Origin of the sequence: Limnohabitans sp. T6-5, from assembly GCF_003063315.1 — a bacterium.
Lineage (GTDB): Bacteria > Pseudomonadota > Gammaproteobacteria > Burkholderiales > Burkholderiaceae_C > Limnohabitans_A.
In genome coordinates this window covers 612,948-627,556 of the sequence record NZ_NERV01000001.1, presented here as the reverse complement: position 1 = coordinate 627,556, position 14,609 = coordinate 612,948, and the positions used below count along the sequence as shown (strand labels likewise).

Sequence of the window (14,609 nt, the reverse complement as noted above, 5' to 3'; positions counted from 1 at the left end):
TAATTTTTATATGCCACGCAAGCCAACAAAAAACCAATGGGAGACGCTGATACGGCATTTGTCCGTTGAAAGCGGCAGTGTGTTTTTCACGCGCCACGCACTGGCACGGATGCGAGAGCGGCAAATCACACGGCTCCAAGTGCTGGAGGTTTTGCAGCGGGGCGTGATACGGCGAGAGCCTGAGCCGGACATAAAAACCGGCCATACCCTATGCCGCATGGAGCGGGCCATTACAGGGCGAAACATTGGGGTTGTGCTGGCGCTGGAAGATGCCAGCGCCGGGGCTGGAATTGTTGTCACTGCGTTATTGATTGGAGAATGAACATGTACCACTACACAGACGGGGGCTTACAAAATGTGCGGCTGGCCAACGGCTACCGGGTGCAAAAAACACCCTATGGTGAAGCGATGGCGATTGATGACCTGGAAGGCTTGACGCAAACCATTTGCACGGCCTTGACCAAGAAACCATCCAAGCTGACCGGCGCCGAATTCCGCTACCTGCGAAACGGCCTCATGTTGTCCCAGCCCAGCCTAGGGCAAATGCTGGGGGTTAGCGGGCAGGCCGTGGCCCTGTGGGAGAAAACCGGGCGGGTGCCCAAAATGGCAGACTCTATGATTCGCCTGTTTTACACGGCCCACACCAACGGACACGAACAGGTTAAAAACATCGTCACGGCCCTGAATGAATCCGAACGATTCACCGTGACCCTGAGCGAGACGGCCAAAGGCTGGCGGGCCAGCACAGAGGCCACGGCCAAACCTGCACGAACCACCACACGCACCACGCCACGGGCCAAACGCAAACCCCTTGCAGCCTGACCCGCACCCCCCGCAACAAACCGCCCACGGGCGGTTTTTGTCTGTCGGTGCTTGTTGTTTTCGTCCGATCTGGTGGCCCCGGATTGCCCGGCCCCTGCGGCCCTGTGTCTTGCAGTGTGGCCGCTTGCCCTTGACCTGGTGCAGTGTCTACCTGTGCCCGGACCGATGCGGCCCGCCCACCCCTTCAAGCCCTAGCCCTTGACACCCACGCCCCACCCCGTGACATAATCGCCCAAACCCCTGACCGGGGCCGGTGCTTGAAAACACCTTTTGATAGAGCGGCGCAACCTCCCCGATAGTGAGGTTTTGTCACGTCTGAACATGCCCACGCCACGGCGGCGGGGGCTTTGCTTTTGGGCGGGATGGCCGAAGCGGCAACGCCCGGCGCACGGCTCTATCCGTGTTTTCAACATCCCGTCCACCCGCTGCGCTTGAAAACGTGGCGAGTGGTTTTAGAGTCTCATAGAGGAGCCTGAACCATGACCACCAACGTCATTCACTTGACCCGCCGACCCAGCACGGCAACACCCACCACCACCCCGCAAGACTTGGCCAGCACTACGGCCGAAAACCTGGCCACGATGGCCGCGCATCAAGAGGCAGAAAACGCCCTGTCCATGGCGCTGCATTACCTGCGATCCAATGCGGCCAACATCCCTGGCGCAACCCGCAAAGCTGTGCAGGCATTGGGCGCACTGAACCGCCTGAACATGCCTGTTCATACGTCTGCACATGCTGGCGCTGGTGTTCGTGCTTTTGCATCGCTGGAGGGTTGAACCATGGCTCATTCATTTGACCTTGACCTGGTAGGCGGTGGATTCACCGACATGGCCGCCGGTATCAGCACGGCCTTAGCTTTGCTGGAAATGATTCAAGAAAAAAACGAGGTTCCCACTGCGTCAACCGGGCGGGAAACCTTCGCCCTTGCACAGTCGCTGCATGTTCTGCTTTCCCGAATGGGCATGGTGAACGAAATCACAGGCAACGCATTGATACCGGGCCTGTTTGAGCCGTTGAACGTCAACCACTGGATGAACTTGGATTCACCCACGACTGATGCCACCTTGCCAACGGTGAAGGGTTGAGCGATGAACATCAAGACCACCACCACGCCCAACACCACACGCCGCGCCAGCAAGGCCAGCGAACGCCCGCCCACGGCCCTGATTGACGCCCTGCAAGGGGTAGGCACTGCAACCCCGCCCACGCCCCGTAAACGCGCACCACGACAAAGCCCGGCCCGCTGTGCGGTGCCTGTGCATCGTGAAGCGCCCGGGGTGCTGTCTGCCCGCTTTGTCATGCCCGACCATGAACGCGCTGTGATTGATGCGGCCCTGACCATTTTGGGCGGCTACCTGCGCCAGCCTGGGGCGGCATTTACAACGCCTGATGCGGTGAAACAGTATTTGCGGCTGCACCTGGCCAGTGAACGGCGTGAAGTGTTTGCGGTGCTGTTCTTGGATAGTCAAAACGCGGTGATTGCCTTTGAAGTCATGTTTGTGGGGACGCTTTCACAAACGAGCGTTTACCCCCGCGAAGTGGCCATTGCAGCATTGCGCTATGAAGCGGCGTCGGTGATGTTGGTGCATAACCACCCCAGCGGATCAGCCCAGCCTAGCCGGGCCGATGAACACCTGACCCAAACGCTGAAACATGCGCTTTCATTCGTTGACGTGCGGGTGTTGGATCACATGATTGTGGGTGGCGCTGCTGTGTTGTCCATGGCTGAACGGGGGATGATGTGAGCGAACAAATAAAACCAAAATCCAAAACAATGGCAACCAAAAAACGCCCATTGATTAGGCCGAACTTTGAGCAACATGACATCCAAAACCGTACCTTCTGGCTTGATAAAAACCCGATCAATGATGGAGTCTTCAAGACCCTTCTGAAAAACATCCCGGGCCGCGCACCAGACGAAATGCGAAGAATTTTCCTGAGTGATGTTCTGGTGAGGATTCGAATTCCCTTGATGCGAAAGGGGCAAGCACGGGCACAAGTGACCGAGGCAAAAATTGAAAACGTCAAGACTCAAGCCCGCGCCTTATTGCAAAGCCTTGCAGCACTTGACCCTGTCGGATTGAGGTTGTTTCGCGCTGGTGCTGTTGAAGTGGCTTTATTGGGTGACGCTTCACAAAAGGTGGATTTTCTAGAGGATGCCCGCCCAAAACTGACCACCCCCGGCGCGTTTTGGGATGCCGTGCAAAACCTAGAAAATGCGGCAAGCTGTGCGGCTGGTTTGCTTAACCCTCAGGCGGGCAAAGCTGATAAACACGCCCTGAGCAGGGCCATTATCTTGACGGTTTTCCAAGCCTATTTGTCGCACTTTGGCAAAGCCCCGCCCTTGTCGGAAAGCGGCTGGTTTACCAAGTGGTTAAGCGACCTGGGTGAAAAGATGGGACACCCGTTCAGCGCCAAACTGGCAGCAACGACCCTCAAGCTATGGCAGGCCGATCAAGGCCCACCAAGCTGACAACGCCACCTAGCGCCGAAAACATCCCCGCAAATGCCCGCAAATCGTTTATTTGCGGTGATTACTTTTAAGTTCACGTTCTACGACATTGCACCTGTCTGCACCCATGCGGGCCTTTGCAACTTTCTAGGAAACGCTTTGAACCAAAAAACACCACTCAACACCCCAGCCCCCGGGCGACTGTTGCGCCTTGATGCCGTTGAAAACCTAACGGGCCTTCGCAAATCTTCAATTTACACGTACATGGGCAGCAAGTCGCACGGGTTCCCTACGCCTGTTCGCATTGGTGCCCGCGCTGTGGCCTGGCGTGAATCCGATGTTCTGGCATGGATTGCAGGCCGTACAGAGGCAAGACCACAAGGGGGTGACAAATGATTGATGCACTGATTGCCGGACGCCTTCGCGGCGCTGTGACGGTTCGCCAATCCTCAAACGGCAACGCCTTTGCAACCTGGCGCATTGCAGCGCCGGGCAAAGACGGGGAAAGCCTGCTTTGTAGCTGTATCACCTTTTCACAAAAGGCGATTGCAGCGATGCAAGCCCTTGACGATGGCGATTCAGTGGCCGTGAGTGGCGAGGCTTCGATATCGGTGTGGGCCGATCAAAACAAAGGCCAGTGCCACGGCTTGAACGTGTCGGTTTATGCCGTGATGACCGCTTACCACCTGGGGCGCAAACGCAAAGCACAGGAAGCGCAAACAGAGGGGGCGCACCAATGACCGAGCGAATTCAAAACATGCGGGCCGCTGAGGCTTTGGAGTGCCTTCGCTGGGGCTTTGATGCGATGCGATCCACGCCACTGAAAGCCACACACGGGGCGCGATCTGTGGCCCTGTCTGGTGACGGTGTGTTGACCGTGACGGATACCAAAACTGGCCAGCCTTTGGCAGTGTCGGTGCCTGGCATGGTGTGCGAACTGGCCCCGGCCTTTGTCCCCCCGGTTAGCTTTGCCGAAGAACTGGATTGAAGCCATGAAAAGCGACAAACCCAGCGGCAACACCAAGACCACGCAAACCCAGCGGCTTCGGTTGCATGGGCTTGACGTGATCGAGGGCAGGCAGGGCAGCACGGCATTTCAAAAGCTGGTGCTGACCCGGCCCACGGCAAGGCCCAGCCCCAGCCCAAAGCCCCGGCGCTTACCCATGCGGCGGTGACGTGATGGACAAGCCCACCAACACCCCGCCCCGATACAACGGCATAGAAGGCCAGCGCCTGGCGATCCTTTGCAGGCTTGCCAAAGGCCCGGCCACGGTGGAGCAATTGACCACCGAATGCAACGCACCAGACCCCCGCGCTCGTGTTCACGAACTGCGAAGCGATGGACACCGAATCGAAACCCAAATGATCGACCGAACAAACCCCGATGGTTCCGTGAACCGTGTGGGCTTGTATGTGTTGACCACCACAAACACCCGGCAATGTGAATTGAACTTCAACCCCGTTTGAACAAAGCAAAAATGAAAAAACCAAACCAAACCAAAGCGCCCAACAAATCGATCGACATGAACGCCCCCGTTTTGCAATACACGGTGGCCGAAGTGGTTGGAGTTTCACAACAAGCGATCAGCGCCATGGTGAACAGTGGAAAGCTCCCCCCTTGTCAAACAACGGGGGAGTTGATAGCGGCCTATTGCGCCCGCCTTCGCGAACAAGCGGCGGGGCGATTGGGTGACACGGTGGGCGGGCTTGACCCGGCGCACGAATCGGCGGCTTTGAAGCGGGCACAACGTGAGGGCCAAGAAATCAAAAACGCAGTTTTACGGGGCGAATATGCCCCGATTACCTTGTTGGCCGAAGTGTTGGCCGCTGCGAGTCAGTCGGTTGTCGAACGATTAGATCAGCTACCCGCTGCACTTCGCAAAACCTGCCCTGACTTGCCCGAAGCTGCGCGTGACCAAGTGATGAACACGATTGCCAGCGCCCGTAACGAGTGGGTGCGGGCAACCTGCGAGTTGTTGTCCGCACGTTTGGTGGTTGACCTAGAGGATGAATTTTCACCCCCCGAATCCAGTGATGTGGAGTAACCAAAAACCATGAACCACCACACACACGAAACGACCCGCCAAGCCCTGGCGCATATCCCGGCAAACCTGCCCCGCGATGAATGGGCAAAGGTAGGGATGGCGATCAAATCCGAATTCCCCGATGAGGGCGGCTATGACCTGTTTTTCGAATGGTCTGCCACTGCACCAGACTTCAAGGGCAACGATTGCCGAACGGCCTGGCGATCATTCATGGCGGGCGGGTCTGTGACCATGGGTTCATTGATCCACCTCGCCAAACAACACGGCTACACCGTGCCCAAAGACGGGCAGGCAGCGGCCAAACCTTCGCCCGAAGTGCTGGCACAAAGGCAGCGCGATCACCACGAACTACAAACCCGCGAAGCCGAAGCCCAGCGCCAGCGACATGAAACGGCGGCGGCTGCTGCTGTGAAGGCATGGGAGGCGGGCAGCGATCAAGGCGAATCCGCTTACCTGGTGCGAAAAGGCGTGAAGGCCCACGGCCTGCGCTTTGGTGCGGTGGATGGCGCTTTGATGATCCCGCTGTTTGACGGTGCGGGCAAGCTGTGGAACCTGCAAGGCGTGACCGCTGAGGGCACAAAACGATTTTTGAAGGATGGCCGTAAATCGGGCCTTTGGCACTTGCTGGGTGCGGTGCCTGCCCCGGCTGCTGTAGCTGGCGCTGGTGGCCGGGATGGCGATCAAGCGGGCGATCATGCGGGCGATCAAGGGGCGGCTGTGCGCGTCATTTTGGTGGCTGAGGGTTACGCCACGGCGGCAAGCCTGCACGAAGCCACGGGATATCCGGTGGCGGTGGCCTTTGATGCGGGCAACATGGACAAGGTGGCCCACGCCCTGCGCCAGCTTTACCCCGCTGCGCTGCTGGTGCTGTGTGGTGACGATGACCAAGCCACGTTCATCAAAACAGGCAACAACCCCGGCAAGATCAAAGCCACGGCGGCGGCTTTGGCCGTGAAGGGTTTGGCCGTGTTCCCGGTTGACCTGGCAGCGAATCAAAGCGATTTCAACGACATGCACCAAGCCCACGGCCTTGACGCTGTGCGTGACTGTGTGTTGTCCGCGATTGCCGATCACGAACTGGCAGCGATGGCGGCGCACGATGGCGCACAGGACGCACCAGACGGGGCCACGCACCAAACAAACGCGCCTGGCAAGACCAAGCCCCCAGCACGAAACAAAAAGCCTTCAAGCGGGGCCAGTGCTGGCGCTGCTGGTGGCGATGGTGGCCACGGCGGTGACGGTGGCCACACGGGCGGCAAAGCTGCGAACGAGTGGGACAGATTCAGCGTGACCGATGAAGGTGTGTTTTATGCTGGTGTGGACAAGGACGGCGAACCCACCAAGGCCGAATGGCTGTGCAGTCGTTTGGACGTGCTGGCATTGACCCGTGACCATGATGGCGGCGGCTGGGGTTATCACCTGCGCTTTGCCGATCCATTGGGGCACGTCAAAACATGGGCCATGCCCGCCCGTATGCTGGCGGGTGACGGTGGCGAATACCGAGCATTTTTGATGGGGCAGGGTCTGAGAATTGGCACTTCACCACGCGCCCGAAACCTGCTGACCCAATACATTCAAACGCGCCAGCCCGAAGATTTCACCACCTGCACCGACCGCATAGGGTGGCACGGCCTGGCCTTTGTTTTGCCACGCGAAACCATGGGCGATGAAGCCGAAAAGATCGTTTTCCAAAGTGACCAAGCCATGGAAAACACTTTCACAGTCAAAGGTACTGCTGACCAATGGCGTGACCGTGTGGGCGCGATGTGTGCGGGTAATTCGCGCCTGGTGTTCGCTGTGGCCAGCGCCTTTGCCGGGCCTTTGCTGCGCCCTGGGTGTGTTGAATCGGGCGGTTTTCACTTTCGCGGTGGATCGTCAACGGGCAAAACCACGGCCCTGAAAGTAGCGGCAAGCGTGAACGGTGGCCCCAATTACCTGCAACGCTGGCGCACCACCGATAACGCCCTTGAAGCGATTGCAGCCCAGCACTGCGATTCGCTGCTGGTGCTGGATGAACTGGCACAGGTGGACCCCAAAACGGCGGGCGAGTGCGCCTACATGCTGGCCAATGAATCAAGCAAGGCACGGGCAACCCGTAACGGCGCACCACGGCCCCGGCTTTCATGGCGGCTGCTGTTTTTGTCTGCTGGTGAATTGGGTTTGGCCGATCACATGGCCGAAGGCATGAAGCGGGCGCGAACAGGGCAAGAAGTGCGAATGGCCGATATTCCCGCCGATGCTGGCGCTGGTTTGGGGATGCTGGAAAACCTGCACGGGATCGAGGGCGGCGGGTCTGCGTTTTCACGCCACATCGTTGAACAGGCGGGCCGCTGCTACGGTGGCCCGGGCCGTGCCTGGTTGCAGTGGTTGACCGACAACGCCCACACGCTGAAAGCTGACATACGCCAGCGGGTGCAGGCGATAGAAGCCCGCATGATCCCCGAATCCGGGGGCGGGCAGGTTCACAGGGTGGGCCTGCGCTTTGCCCTGGTGGGTGCAGCGGGCGAGATGGCCACAAAGGCGGGCCTGACAGGCTGGGAGCCGGGCGAGAGCGAACGGGCCGCGATCACCTGTTTCAATGCCTGGATGGCCTCACGGGGCGGGTCTGGTGACGGTGAAGTGACCGCCATGCTGCGACAAGTGCGGGCATTCCTTGAATCGCACGGTGAAGGGCGGTTCACCTGGTGGCACAGGGCAGGGGATGACCATGCAGCCAAGACCCTGAACCGGGCCGGGTTCCGGCGCATGGTGAGCGAGGACGGTAAGCCGATCAAGAACGATGCTGAACACCAACGGGAATACGGGGAGCGCATGGCGTCAACCATGGCCGAATCAGTCAGTACCGAATATTTCGTTCACGCTGAGGTGTTCAAGGCTGAGGTGTGCAGGGGCTTTGATGCTGGCGCTGTGGCCCGGGTGTTGGTTGACCATGGTTGCTTGATCCCTGAGGCTAAAGGGCGGCATGACTGCAAACCCCGATTGCCGGGGATAGGGCTTTCACGCTGCTACCGAATCAGCCCGGCTATCTTTGCATTGGACTTGTGAGCCATGACCACCAACATGACCACGCCCACCCCATGCAACGAGCAAGACAGCCCCGCCCCGGCTTTGCCGCACCTCATAGACTGCCACGTGTTGGAATTGCCGCGCTTTCACCCTGGCTGGGTCAACGAGATGCGGGCAGACCTTGACACCCAGCCCGTGAATCAACATTGGTTGCCCGGCATTGATGGCCAGTTAGGTGAGGCCCGGGCCTGTGGCTTTGCTTTGGGCCGCGCCCCTTTAGTGACTTCGGTTGATCCCGATGACCGAATAAACCCGGGCACGTTTGCCGCGCTGTTGAAGGTGCTGCAAGACAACCCGGGCGCACCTTTTGCATGGGCTGGTGAGCAAATGGTGAATGAGAGGCTGGAAGCCTGGCCAGTGCGCCCCAATCTGTGGCCCGGGGGTTATGACCCGCTGCTACACGTATGCAGGGGGACGCACGTTCACGGCGTGAAGCTGTATCGCCGTGAACAGGTCACGCCCCACCTGCCTGCAATGCGAACAGTGGGGCAGGCTTGCGAGTTTTATTTAGACCTGGCCATTGTGAAGCCCTATACCAACCCCCCGCCCACATCGTGGCCCGTGCATGTGCCCATGGTGGGCAGGCTGTGGCGGCAACATGACACCAACGGGAGCCGATACTTTGAACAGGAAAGCTTTACCCATGCGGCCCTGGCGCTGGGGTTTGATTCGATGAACGCCCTGCAAGCTGAAACGCGGCGGCGCTGTTTATGAGAGCGTCAATGCTGTGGGCATGAAGGCCCACCCGCTGTGCCGCCCGATAAGGGGGCGGGCGGGGTTTCCTTTCGCGCTGCAACTGGTAGGCGAGGCTCGCACCAAGCAAGGGAAAAGCCAAGCCCTTGACCTGGTGCCATACCCACGCCCACCCGGTGCCCGCCGATCTGGTGGGCAGCGCCAGCGTTTGGCCTGTCCCTGCTGGCGCTGCTGTCCGATCTTGCGGGGGCCACGGGTGCCCGGTGCCTGGACGTTAACGGGCTAGGCTTCGAATCCACTTGTAATGGTGACTTGCACTGCAAGGATTCAAGCGAGTTGCGCATTATTTAAGCAAAATCTGTTGATAACTTGTTTTGTGCTGTGGGTAAGTGTCATTTTGTCCCCGCTGTCCCCGCTGCCCTCAAAGTTGCGGGGACAGCTACAAGCCCCTGTTTATGCGGTGTCCCCGCTGTCCCCGCTTGTCCCCGCACAAAATAACGATAGCGGAAGCAAAACACACAAACACCCCGCCGATTGTTCCCCGGTTTGGCCGCTTTCCCTTTGCCTGTCTGGGGTGTGGCTGGGTCTGTTTGGGCCATACCCCCCCGCCCGTGTTGGGTCCTCCTGGGGAAAAGCCCACACGGGTCGAAGCGAGCATGAAACCGGACTGTTGCATGGTTTTACTTAGGGGGTTGACTTGTCTTAACCATTTACCGATTGCCCTCCTGTCGATGTACCCCTGAGGCGTTTTGGGGTGTTGGTGATTCATGCCGTGCATTTTTTCTAGCGGGCGAGTTTTGGAAAAGGCGAACGGTGAACGGTGAGCGCATGGCCGGGCAGGGTGTACGCCTTCAAGCCCCCCCCCTGTTCGCCGGGTGTGTGCTTGCCCGCCTGGTGCATGAATGAGACAACCCTTTTTTTATGGCCGGATTTTGGCCTGGTGTTGATCGACCGATGATGACCTGAAAAAGGGGGGTAGCAAAGACCAAACCGGGGAACAAATCGGGGAACAAAATTAAGCGGTAATTTGTAAAAGCTAGCATTCATGAGGGTTTCAGGTGATCGTTCTAAGTCCCCCAGCCCATATGCAAGTTCAAGGGCGTTCGCTGGCTTCCAGTAAACGCCCTTTTTCTTTGGTAAATCAAGGGTTTGCAGTGCAGGGGCGTTCATTGCGGTTCGTTGACAGCCAAAGTAAGGCGTGAACGGTATATGGTTTTTCTCCATTCTCAATCGCTGGGAGATGCACGATGTAAGGTGGCAACGGTTTATCGTTTTTTCGACACAACTGTGCGATGTCGGCATTTTGGTCTCAAACCATTTTGAGGCGGCCAAGGCAACTTTGGAGCTCACCGAAGGCGGCCATCATGATGATTTGAAATACGTCGTTTATGGGGCGGCCGTCGACTTTTATCGATGTCCAAATGAAGTCTTGCAAGAATCAATCACGCAACAGCATGAACTCAAGATGCTGAGCCATTCCATGGCTTTTGGGGTGTGTTCCATGCCCGACTGCAAGGCGTAATGCATGCGGGTTTAGGCTGTCAGGCAATAAAATTATTGACCAATAGCCGCCTGAGACGGTGCTTCATGAAATTTGACCCATGGGGATATTTGATTCAACAAAAAAGCCTTGACTCTTGCGAATCAGGGCTTGATGTGAATGGTGCCGGAGAGATGAATCGAACACCCGACCTTCTCATTACGAATGAGCTGCTCTACCGACTGAGCTACACCGGCTAACCTTCCAAAATTATACCTTTGCGTGGTAGCTGGTCACGCGCTCGACTTCGTTTTTCGAGCCCAGCATGACGCTCACACGTTCGTGCAGTTGGGTGGGTTGCAGGTCGAGTATGCGCTCTTTGCCGTTGGTGGCGGCGCCACCGGCTTGTTCGATCAGCCAGCTCATGGGGTTGGCTTCGTACATCAGGCGCAGCTTGCCGGGTTTGTGCGGCTCGCGCTTGTCCCAGGGGTACATGAAGACGCCGCCACGGGTCAGAATGCGGTGCACATCGGCCACCATGCTGGCGATCCAGCGCATGTTGAAGTCCTTGCCGCGGGGGCCTTCCTTGCCCTGCAGGCATTCGTCGATGTAGCGGCGCACGGGTTCGTCCCAGTGGCGCATATTGCTCATGTTGATGGCGAATTCTTTGGTGTCGGTGGGCACTTGCAGGTTTTCTTGCGTGAGCACAAAGGAGCCTTGCTCGCGGTCGAGGGTGAACATGGCCACGCCGTCGCCCACGGTGAGCACCAGCGTGGTTTGCGGGCCATAGACGCAGTAGCCTGCGGCCACTTGCTGCTTGCCCGGTTGCAGGAAGTCCTGCTCGGTCACGCCTTGGCTGCCTTCGGGCTTTTTCAGCACGCTGAAGATGGTGCCGATGCTGACGTTGACATCGATGTTCGAAGACCCGTCCAAAGGATCAAACAGCAGCAGGTATTCGCCTTGCGGATAGCGGTTGGGCACCAGGTAGATGCTGTCCATTTCTTCGGAGGCCATGGCCGCAAGGTGGCCGCCCCATTCGTTGGCTTCGAGCAGCACTTCGTTGGCGATGATGTCCAGTTTTTTCTGGACTTCGCCTTGCACGTTTTCGCTTTCAGCGCTGCCGAGCACACCACCCAAAGCGCCTTTGTTGACGGCGTGGCTGATGCTTTTGCAGGCGCGGGCTACGACTTCGAGCAGCAGGCGCAAATCAGCCGGGATGTGGCCTTTGTCGCGTTGCTGCTCCACCAGGTAGCGGGAGAGTGAGATTTTGCTCATGGGGTTTCCTTGATTCGGTTCAGGCGGCGCGTGTTCAAGCGGCGTATGTTCAGGCCGCATTCAATGCACGGCTGATGACTTCGCGAACGTCGTTGGACAGGTCGGCTTTGGCGGCCACGCGTTCGATGGCCACTTTGGCCGCGCTGCGGTAGGGCTCGGCCAAGCTGCTCCAGCGGTCCATGGCACGGGCCAGGCGGGCGGCCACTTGCGGGTTGATCGCATCCAGGGCCAGCACCTGCTCGCTCCAGTACACATAGCCTGCGGCGTCGGTGCGGTGGAAGGCGGCCGGGTTGGCGGTGCAGTAGCTGAAGATCAGGCTGCGGGCGCGGTTGGGGTTGCGCAGGCTGAAGTCGGCATGCTGCATGAGCTGGCGAACACGCGGCAGCACGTCGCCAGCGCGGTCGGGCGCACCGGCTTGCAGGGCAAACCATTTGTCGATGACCAGGGCTTCGTGCTGGAAGAGTTTGTGGAACAGCGCCAGCGCGTCGTTGGCCAAAGCATGGCCACTGACCACCAGGGCCGACAGCGCGTTGAAGCGGTCGGTCATGTTGCCCGCGTCCTTGAACTGCTGGTACACGCGGCCCGGCGTCACGTCGTCACCCGCCTGCACGGCGGCGATGCACAACATGCTCATGGCCAGACCGGCCAGGGCGCGGCGGCCGCTGGATTGCGCATCGGGCGAGTAGGCACCATTGTTTTTGTGGGCATCCCAAGCCCATTGCCAGTCGGCTTGCAATGCGGTGGCCAGTTGCAGGCGCATGGCTTCGCGCAAGGCGTGCACGCGTTGCGGGTCTACCACACTCAGCTGGTCAGCGATGTAGTTCTCGGACGGCAAGGTGAGCGCCAGGTCTTTGAAGGCCGCATCCAGCTCGGGGTGGCGCAGCACATTGCGCAGGGCAGAGACCAGCTCGTCGGACAGCACAGGGCCTGTTTGGTCTTGCGCGAGGGCTTGCACCGCGCTTTGCAGCATCAGGCGCTGACCGGCTTCCCATTGGTTGAAGGGGTCGCTGTCGTGGGCCAGCAGACACAGCAGGTCGGCGCTGCTCAGGCCATCTTGAAGCACCACGGGGGCGCTGAAACCGCGCAGCAAGGAAGGCACGGGTTCGCTGCCCAGGTTGACGAAGGTGTAGCTGGCGCTGGCTTCGGTCAAGACCAAAGTTTGCTGGGGCAGGGTCTCGGCGCTGCCGGCCTGTTGCAGGGGCAGGGCATGGCCCTCACGCGAGAGCAGGCCCAGCGTGACCGGGATCACGAAGGGCTGTTTGCTGTCCTGGCCGGGTGTGGCGGGGCAGGTCTGGGCCAGTGTGAGGGTGTAGCTGCGTTCGGCAGCGTTGTAGGCACCGCGTGCTTGCAGTCGCGGTGTACCGGCTTGGCTGTACCAGCGCTTGAAGGTGCTCAGGTTTTGCGCCAGGGCGCTACCGGGGTTGGCGTCTGCAATGGCTTGCGCAAAGTCGTCGCAGGTCACGGCTTGACCATCGTGGCGCTCAAAGTAGAGCTTCATGCCTTTGGCAAAACCATCGCGGCCTTGCAGGTCAGCGGGGCTGGCCACCAAGGTCTGCATCATGCGAACGACTTCGGAGCCTTTTTCGTAGATGGTGACGGTGTAGAAGTTGTTGATCTCGACGTAGCTGTCGGGGCGGACCGGGTGCGCCATGGGGCCGGCGTCTTCGGCAAACTGAACGGTGCGCAGCACGCGCACGTCTTCGATGCGTTTGACCGCGCGGGCGCTGGCAACGCCTGCCATGTCCTGGCTGAACTCTTGGTCGCGGAAGACCGTCAGGCCTTCTTTGAGCGAGAGCTGGAACCAGTCGCGGCAGGTGATGCGGTTGCCGGTCCAGTTGTGGAAGTACTCGTGGCCCACGACCGATTCGATGTTGCCGAAGTCCACGTCGGTGGCGGTGTTCGGGTTGGCCAACACGAACTTGGTGTTGAAGATGTTCAGGCCCTTGTTTTCCATCGCGCCCATGTTGAAGTCGCTGGTGGCGACGATCATGAAGCGTTCCAAGTCCAGCGGCAGGCCAAAGCGCGCTTCGTCCCAGGCCACGCTGGCCATGAGCGAGTTCATCGCGTGCTCGGTCTTGTCGAGGTCGCCGGGGCGCACGAACACCTGCAGCAAGTGCTCGGTGCCGCTGCGGCTGGTGATGCGCTGCTCGCGTGCGACCAACTGACCGGCCACCAGGGCGAACAGGTAGCAAGGCTTTTTGTGCGGATCAACCCACTTGGCAAAGTGGCGGCCGTCTTCCAAGTTGCCTTGTTCGACCAGGTTGCCATTGCTCAGCAGCACCGGGTACTTGGCCTTGTCGGCGCGCAGCGTGACGGTGTAGCTGGCCATCACATCCGGGCGGTCCAGGAAGTAGGTGATGCGGCGAAAGCCCTCGGCCTCGCACTGGGTGAAAAACGTGCCCTGGCTGACGTACAGGCCCGACAACTGGGTGTTTTTCTCGGGGTTGCAGGTGGTGAAGATTTCCAGATCGAAAGCCTCAGGGCCTTCGGGCAGGTTCTCGAGCACCAGCACATCACCGTCCATCTTGAACGAGGTGCCGCCGCCGTTGACGAGCACGCGTGCCAGGTTGAGCTCTTCGCCGTCCAGACGCAGCGGCTGGGCCGCCACATCGGGGTTGCGGCGCAGGCGCATTTTGTTCAGCACGCGGGTCTTGGTGGGGTCGAGGTCGAACGTCAGATCGACGGTGTCGATCCAGAACGCGGGGGCTGTGTACGCCTCGCGCTCGATCGCCTGGGGTTGTCCTTCACGCATCACTAACTCCGTTTTCGTTGAGGT

The 14,609-nt window shown here is 59.4% G+C and carries 18 protein-coding genes and 1 tRNA gene; 15 read left to right on the top strand and 4 right to left on the bottom strand.

The window, feature by feature from the left end:
- Positions 1-10: 10 nt before the first annotated feature.
- The 14 genes from B9Z51_RS02635 to B9Z51_RS02570 all read left to right on the top strand — a co-directional run bounded on the left by B9Z51_RS02635 (position 11) and on the right by B9Z51_RS02570 (position 9,099).
- Positions 11-322, top strand: a complete 312-nt coding sequence (locus B9Z51_RS02635) for a DUF4258 domain-containing protein (RefSeq protein ID WP_108371526.1) — start codon at positions 11-13, stop codon at positions 320-322.
- Between the two features lie 2 nt (positions 323-324).
- The gene (locus B9Z51_RS02630; protein ID WP_199227428.1) at positions 325-822 is read left to right on the top strand and encodes a hypothetical protein; all 498 of its coding nucleotides are present in this window, start codon (positions 325-327) and stop codon (positions 820-822) included.
- A 479-nt stretch (positions 823-1,301) separates the two neighbouring features.
- Complete coding sequence (locus B9Z51_RS02625) at positions 1,302-1,598, top strand: hypothetical protein (protein ID WP_108371525.1); 297 nt, start codon at positions 1,302-1,304, stop codon at positions 1,596-1,598.
- A gap of 3 nt (positions 1,599-1,601) precedes the next feature.
- Entirely contained in the window at positions 1,602-1,907 is a 306-nt protein-coding gene (locus B9Z51_RS02620) for a hypothetical protein (RefSeq protein WP_108371523.1), read from the top strand.
- 3 nt (positions 1,908-1,910) lie between these two features.
- Complete coding sequence (locus B9Z51_RS19050; RefSeq protein ID WP_108371521.1) at positions 1,911-2,567, top strand: JAB domain-containing protein; 657 nt, start codon at positions 1,911-1,913, stop codon at positions 2,565-2,567.
- A gap of 29 nt (positions 2,568-2,596) precedes the next feature.
- Entirely contained in the window at positions 2,597-3,295 is a 699-nt protein-coding gene (locus B9Z51_RS02610) for a hypothetical protein (protein ID WP_146187678.1), read from the top strand.
- 33 nt (positions 3,296-3,328) lie between these two features.
- Positions 3,329-3,670: an AlpA family transcriptional regulator gene (locus B9Z51_RS02605; protein WP_108371517.1), complete on the top strand. Its 342-nt coding sequence runs from the start codon at positions 3,329-3,331 to the stop codon at positions 3,668-3,670.
- The gene (locus B9Z51_RS02600; RefSeq protein WP_108371516.1) at positions 3,667-4,014 is read left to right on the top strand and encodes a single-stranded DNA-binding protein; all 348 of its coding nucleotides are present in this window, start codon (positions 3,667-3,669) and stop codon (positions 4,012-4,014) included. Before B9Z51_RS02605 ends, B9Z51_RS02600 begins: the two co-directional genes overlap by 4 nt.
- Positions 4,011-4,262 carry a hypothetical protein gene (locus B9Z51_RS02595; RefSeq protein WP_146187677.1) on the top strand — a complete coding sequence of 84 codons (252 nt, stop codon included), beginning with the start codon at positions 4,011-4,013 and terminating at the stop codon, positions 4,260-4,262. Before B9Z51_RS02600 ends, B9Z51_RS02595 begins: the two co-directional genes overlap by 4 nt.
- A gap of 4 nt (positions 4,263-4,266) precedes the next feature.
- Positions 4,267-4,449 (top strand): hypothetical protein, encoded by a 183-nt coding sequence (locus tag B9Z51_RS02590; RefSeq protein ID WP_108371512.1) that lies wholly within the window; start codon positions 4,267-4,269, stop codon positions 4,447-4,449.
- Positions 4,450-4,453: 4 nt separating this feature from the next.
- Positions 4,454-4,741, top strand: a complete 288-nt coding sequence (locus B9Z51_RS02585; protein WP_108371510.1) for a helix-turn-helix domain-containing protein — start codon at positions 4,454-4,456, stop codon at positions 4,739-4,741.
- An 11-nt stretch (positions 4,742-4,752) separates the two neighbouring features.
- A complete protein-coding gene (locus tag B9Z51_RS02580; protein WP_233254798.1) occupies positions 4,753-5,319 on the top strand; it encodes a hypothetical protein in 567 nt (188 codons plus the stop codon).
- 9 nt (positions 5,320-5,328) lie between these two features.
- The gene (locus B9Z51_RS02575) at positions 5,329-8,364 is read left to right on the top strand and encodes a DUF927 domain-containing protein (RefSeq protein WP_108371508.1); all 3,036 of its coding nucleotides are present in this window, start codon (positions 5,329-5,331) and stop codon (positions 8,362-8,364) included.
- A 3-nt stretch (positions 8,365-8,367) separates the two neighbouring features.
- Complete coding sequence (locus B9Z51_RS02570) at positions 8,368-9,099, top strand: hypothetical protein (RefSeq protein WP_108371506.1); 732 nt, start codon at positions 8,368-8,370, stop codon at positions 9,097-9,099.
- Positions 9,100-9,861: 762 nt separating this feature from the next.
- Here B9Z51_RS02570 and B9Z51_RS18130 read toward each other — a convergent pair.
- Positions 9,862-10,248, bottom strand: a complete 387-nt coding sequence (locus B9Z51_RS18130) for a hypothetical protein (RefSeq protein WP_146187676.1) — start codon at positions 10,246-10,248, stop codon at positions 9,862-9,864.
- Positions 10,249-10,276: 28 nt separating this feature from the next.
- Between B9Z51_RS18130 and B9Z51_RS02565 the strand changes: the two genes are divergently transcribed.
- On the top strand, positions 10,277-10,600 hold the full coding sequence (locus tag B9Z51_RS02565; protein ID WP_146187675.1) for a transcriptional repressor: 324 nt from the start codon (positions 10,277-10,279) through the stop codon (positions 10,598-10,600).
- A gap of 139 nt (positions 10,601-10,739) precedes the next feature.
- Here the strand turns inward: B9Z51_RS02565 and B9Z51_RS02560 are convergent.
- The 3 genes from B9Z51_RS02560 to pepN form a co-directional block, all read right to left on the bottom strand.
- Positions 10,740-10,815, bottom strand: a tRNA-Thr gene (locus tag B9Z51_RS02560).
- A gap of 13 nt (positions 10,816-10,828) precedes the next feature.
- Positions 10,829-11,833, bottom strand: a complete 1,005-nt coding sequence (locus B9Z51_RS02555) for a class 1 fructose-bisphosphatase (RefSeq protein WP_108371503.1) — start codon at positions 11,831-11,833, stop codon at positions 10,829-10,831.
- Between the two features lie 49 nt (positions 11,834-11,882).
- Complete coding sequence (gene pepN, locus B9Z51_RS02550) at positions 11,883-14,585, bottom strand: aminopeptidase N (RefSeq protein ID WP_108371501.1); 2,703 nt, start codon at positions 14,583-14,585, stop codon at positions 11,883-11,885.
- Positions 14,586-14,609 lie beyond the last annotated feature (24 nt).

What these genes read in the sequence shown, in the direction of transcription:
- B9Z51_RS02580 (WP_233254798.1), top strand. Translation starts at nt 4,753, where the DNA reads ATGAAAAAACCAAACCAAACCAAAGCGCCCAACAAATCGATCGACATG.
- B9Z51_RS02620 (WP_108371523.1), top strand. Translation starts at nt 1,602, where the DNA reads ATGGCTCATTCATTTGACCTTGACCTGGTAGGCGGTGGATTCACCGAC.
- B9Z51_RS02600 (WP_108371516.1), top strand. Translation starts at nt 3,667, where the DNA reads ATGATTGATGCACTGATTGCCGGACGCCTTCGCGGCGCTGTGACGGTT.
- B9Z51_RS02555 (WP_108371503.1), bottom strand. Translation starts at nt 11,833, where the DNA reads ATGAGCAAAATCTCACTCTCCCGCTACCTGGTGGAGCAGCAACGCGAC.
- B9Z51_RS02635 (WP_108371526.1), top strand. Translation starts at nt 11, where the DNA reads ATGCCACGCAAGCCAACAAAAAACCAATGGGAGACGCTGATACGGCAT.
- B9Z51_RS02630 (WP_199227428.1), top strand. Translation starts at nt 325, where the DNA reads ATGTACCACTACACAGACGGGGGCTTACAAAATGTGCGGCTGGCCAAC.
- B9Z51_RS02590 (WP_108371512.1), top strand. Translation starts at nt 4,267, where the DNA reads ATGAAAAGCGACAAACCCAGCGGCAACACCAAGACCACGCAAACCCAG.
- B9Z51_RS02610 (WP_146187678.1), top strand. Translation starts at nt 2,597, where the DNA reads ATGGCAACCAAAAAACGCCCATTGATTAGGCCGAACTTTGAGCAACAT.
- B9Z51_RS02595 (WP_146187677.1), top strand. Translation starts at nt 4,011, where the DNA reads ATGACCGAGCGAATTCAAAACATGCGGGCCGCTGAGGCTTTGGAGTGC.
- B9Z51_RS02625 (WP_108371525.1), top strand. Translation starts at nt 1,302, where the DNA reads ATGACCACCAACGTCATTCACTTGACCCGCCGACCCAGCACGGCAACA.
- B9Z51_RS19050 (WP_108371521.1), top strand. Translation starts at nt 1,911, where the DNA reads ATGAACATCAAGACCACCACCACGCCCAACACCACACGCCGCGCCAGC.
- pepN (WP_108371501.1), bottom strand. Translation starts at nt 14,585, where the DNA reads ATGCGTGAAGGACAACCCCAGGCGATCGAGCGCGAGGCGTACACAGCC.
- B9Z51_RS18130 (WP_146187676.1), bottom strand. Translation starts at nt 10,248, where the DNA reads ATGAACGCCCCTGCACTGCAAACCCTTGATTTACCAAAGAAAAAGGGC.
- B9Z51_RS02585 (WP_108371510.1), top strand. Translation starts at nt 4,454, where the DNA reads ATGGACAAGCCCACCAACACCCCGCCCCGATACAACGGCATAGAAGGC.
- B9Z51_RS02575 (WP_108371508.1), top strand. Translation starts at nt 5,329, where the DNA reads ATGAACCACCACACACACGAAACGACCCGCCAAGCCCTGGCGCATATC.
- B9Z51_RS02570 (WP_108371506.1), top strand. Translation starts at nt 8,368, where the DNA reads ATGACCACCAACATGACCACGCCCACCCCATGCAACGAGCAAGACAGC.
- B9Z51_RS02605 (WP_108371517.1), top strand. Translation starts at nt 3,329, where the DNA reads ATGCCCGCAAATCGTTTATTTGCGGTGATTACTTTTAAGTTCACGTTC.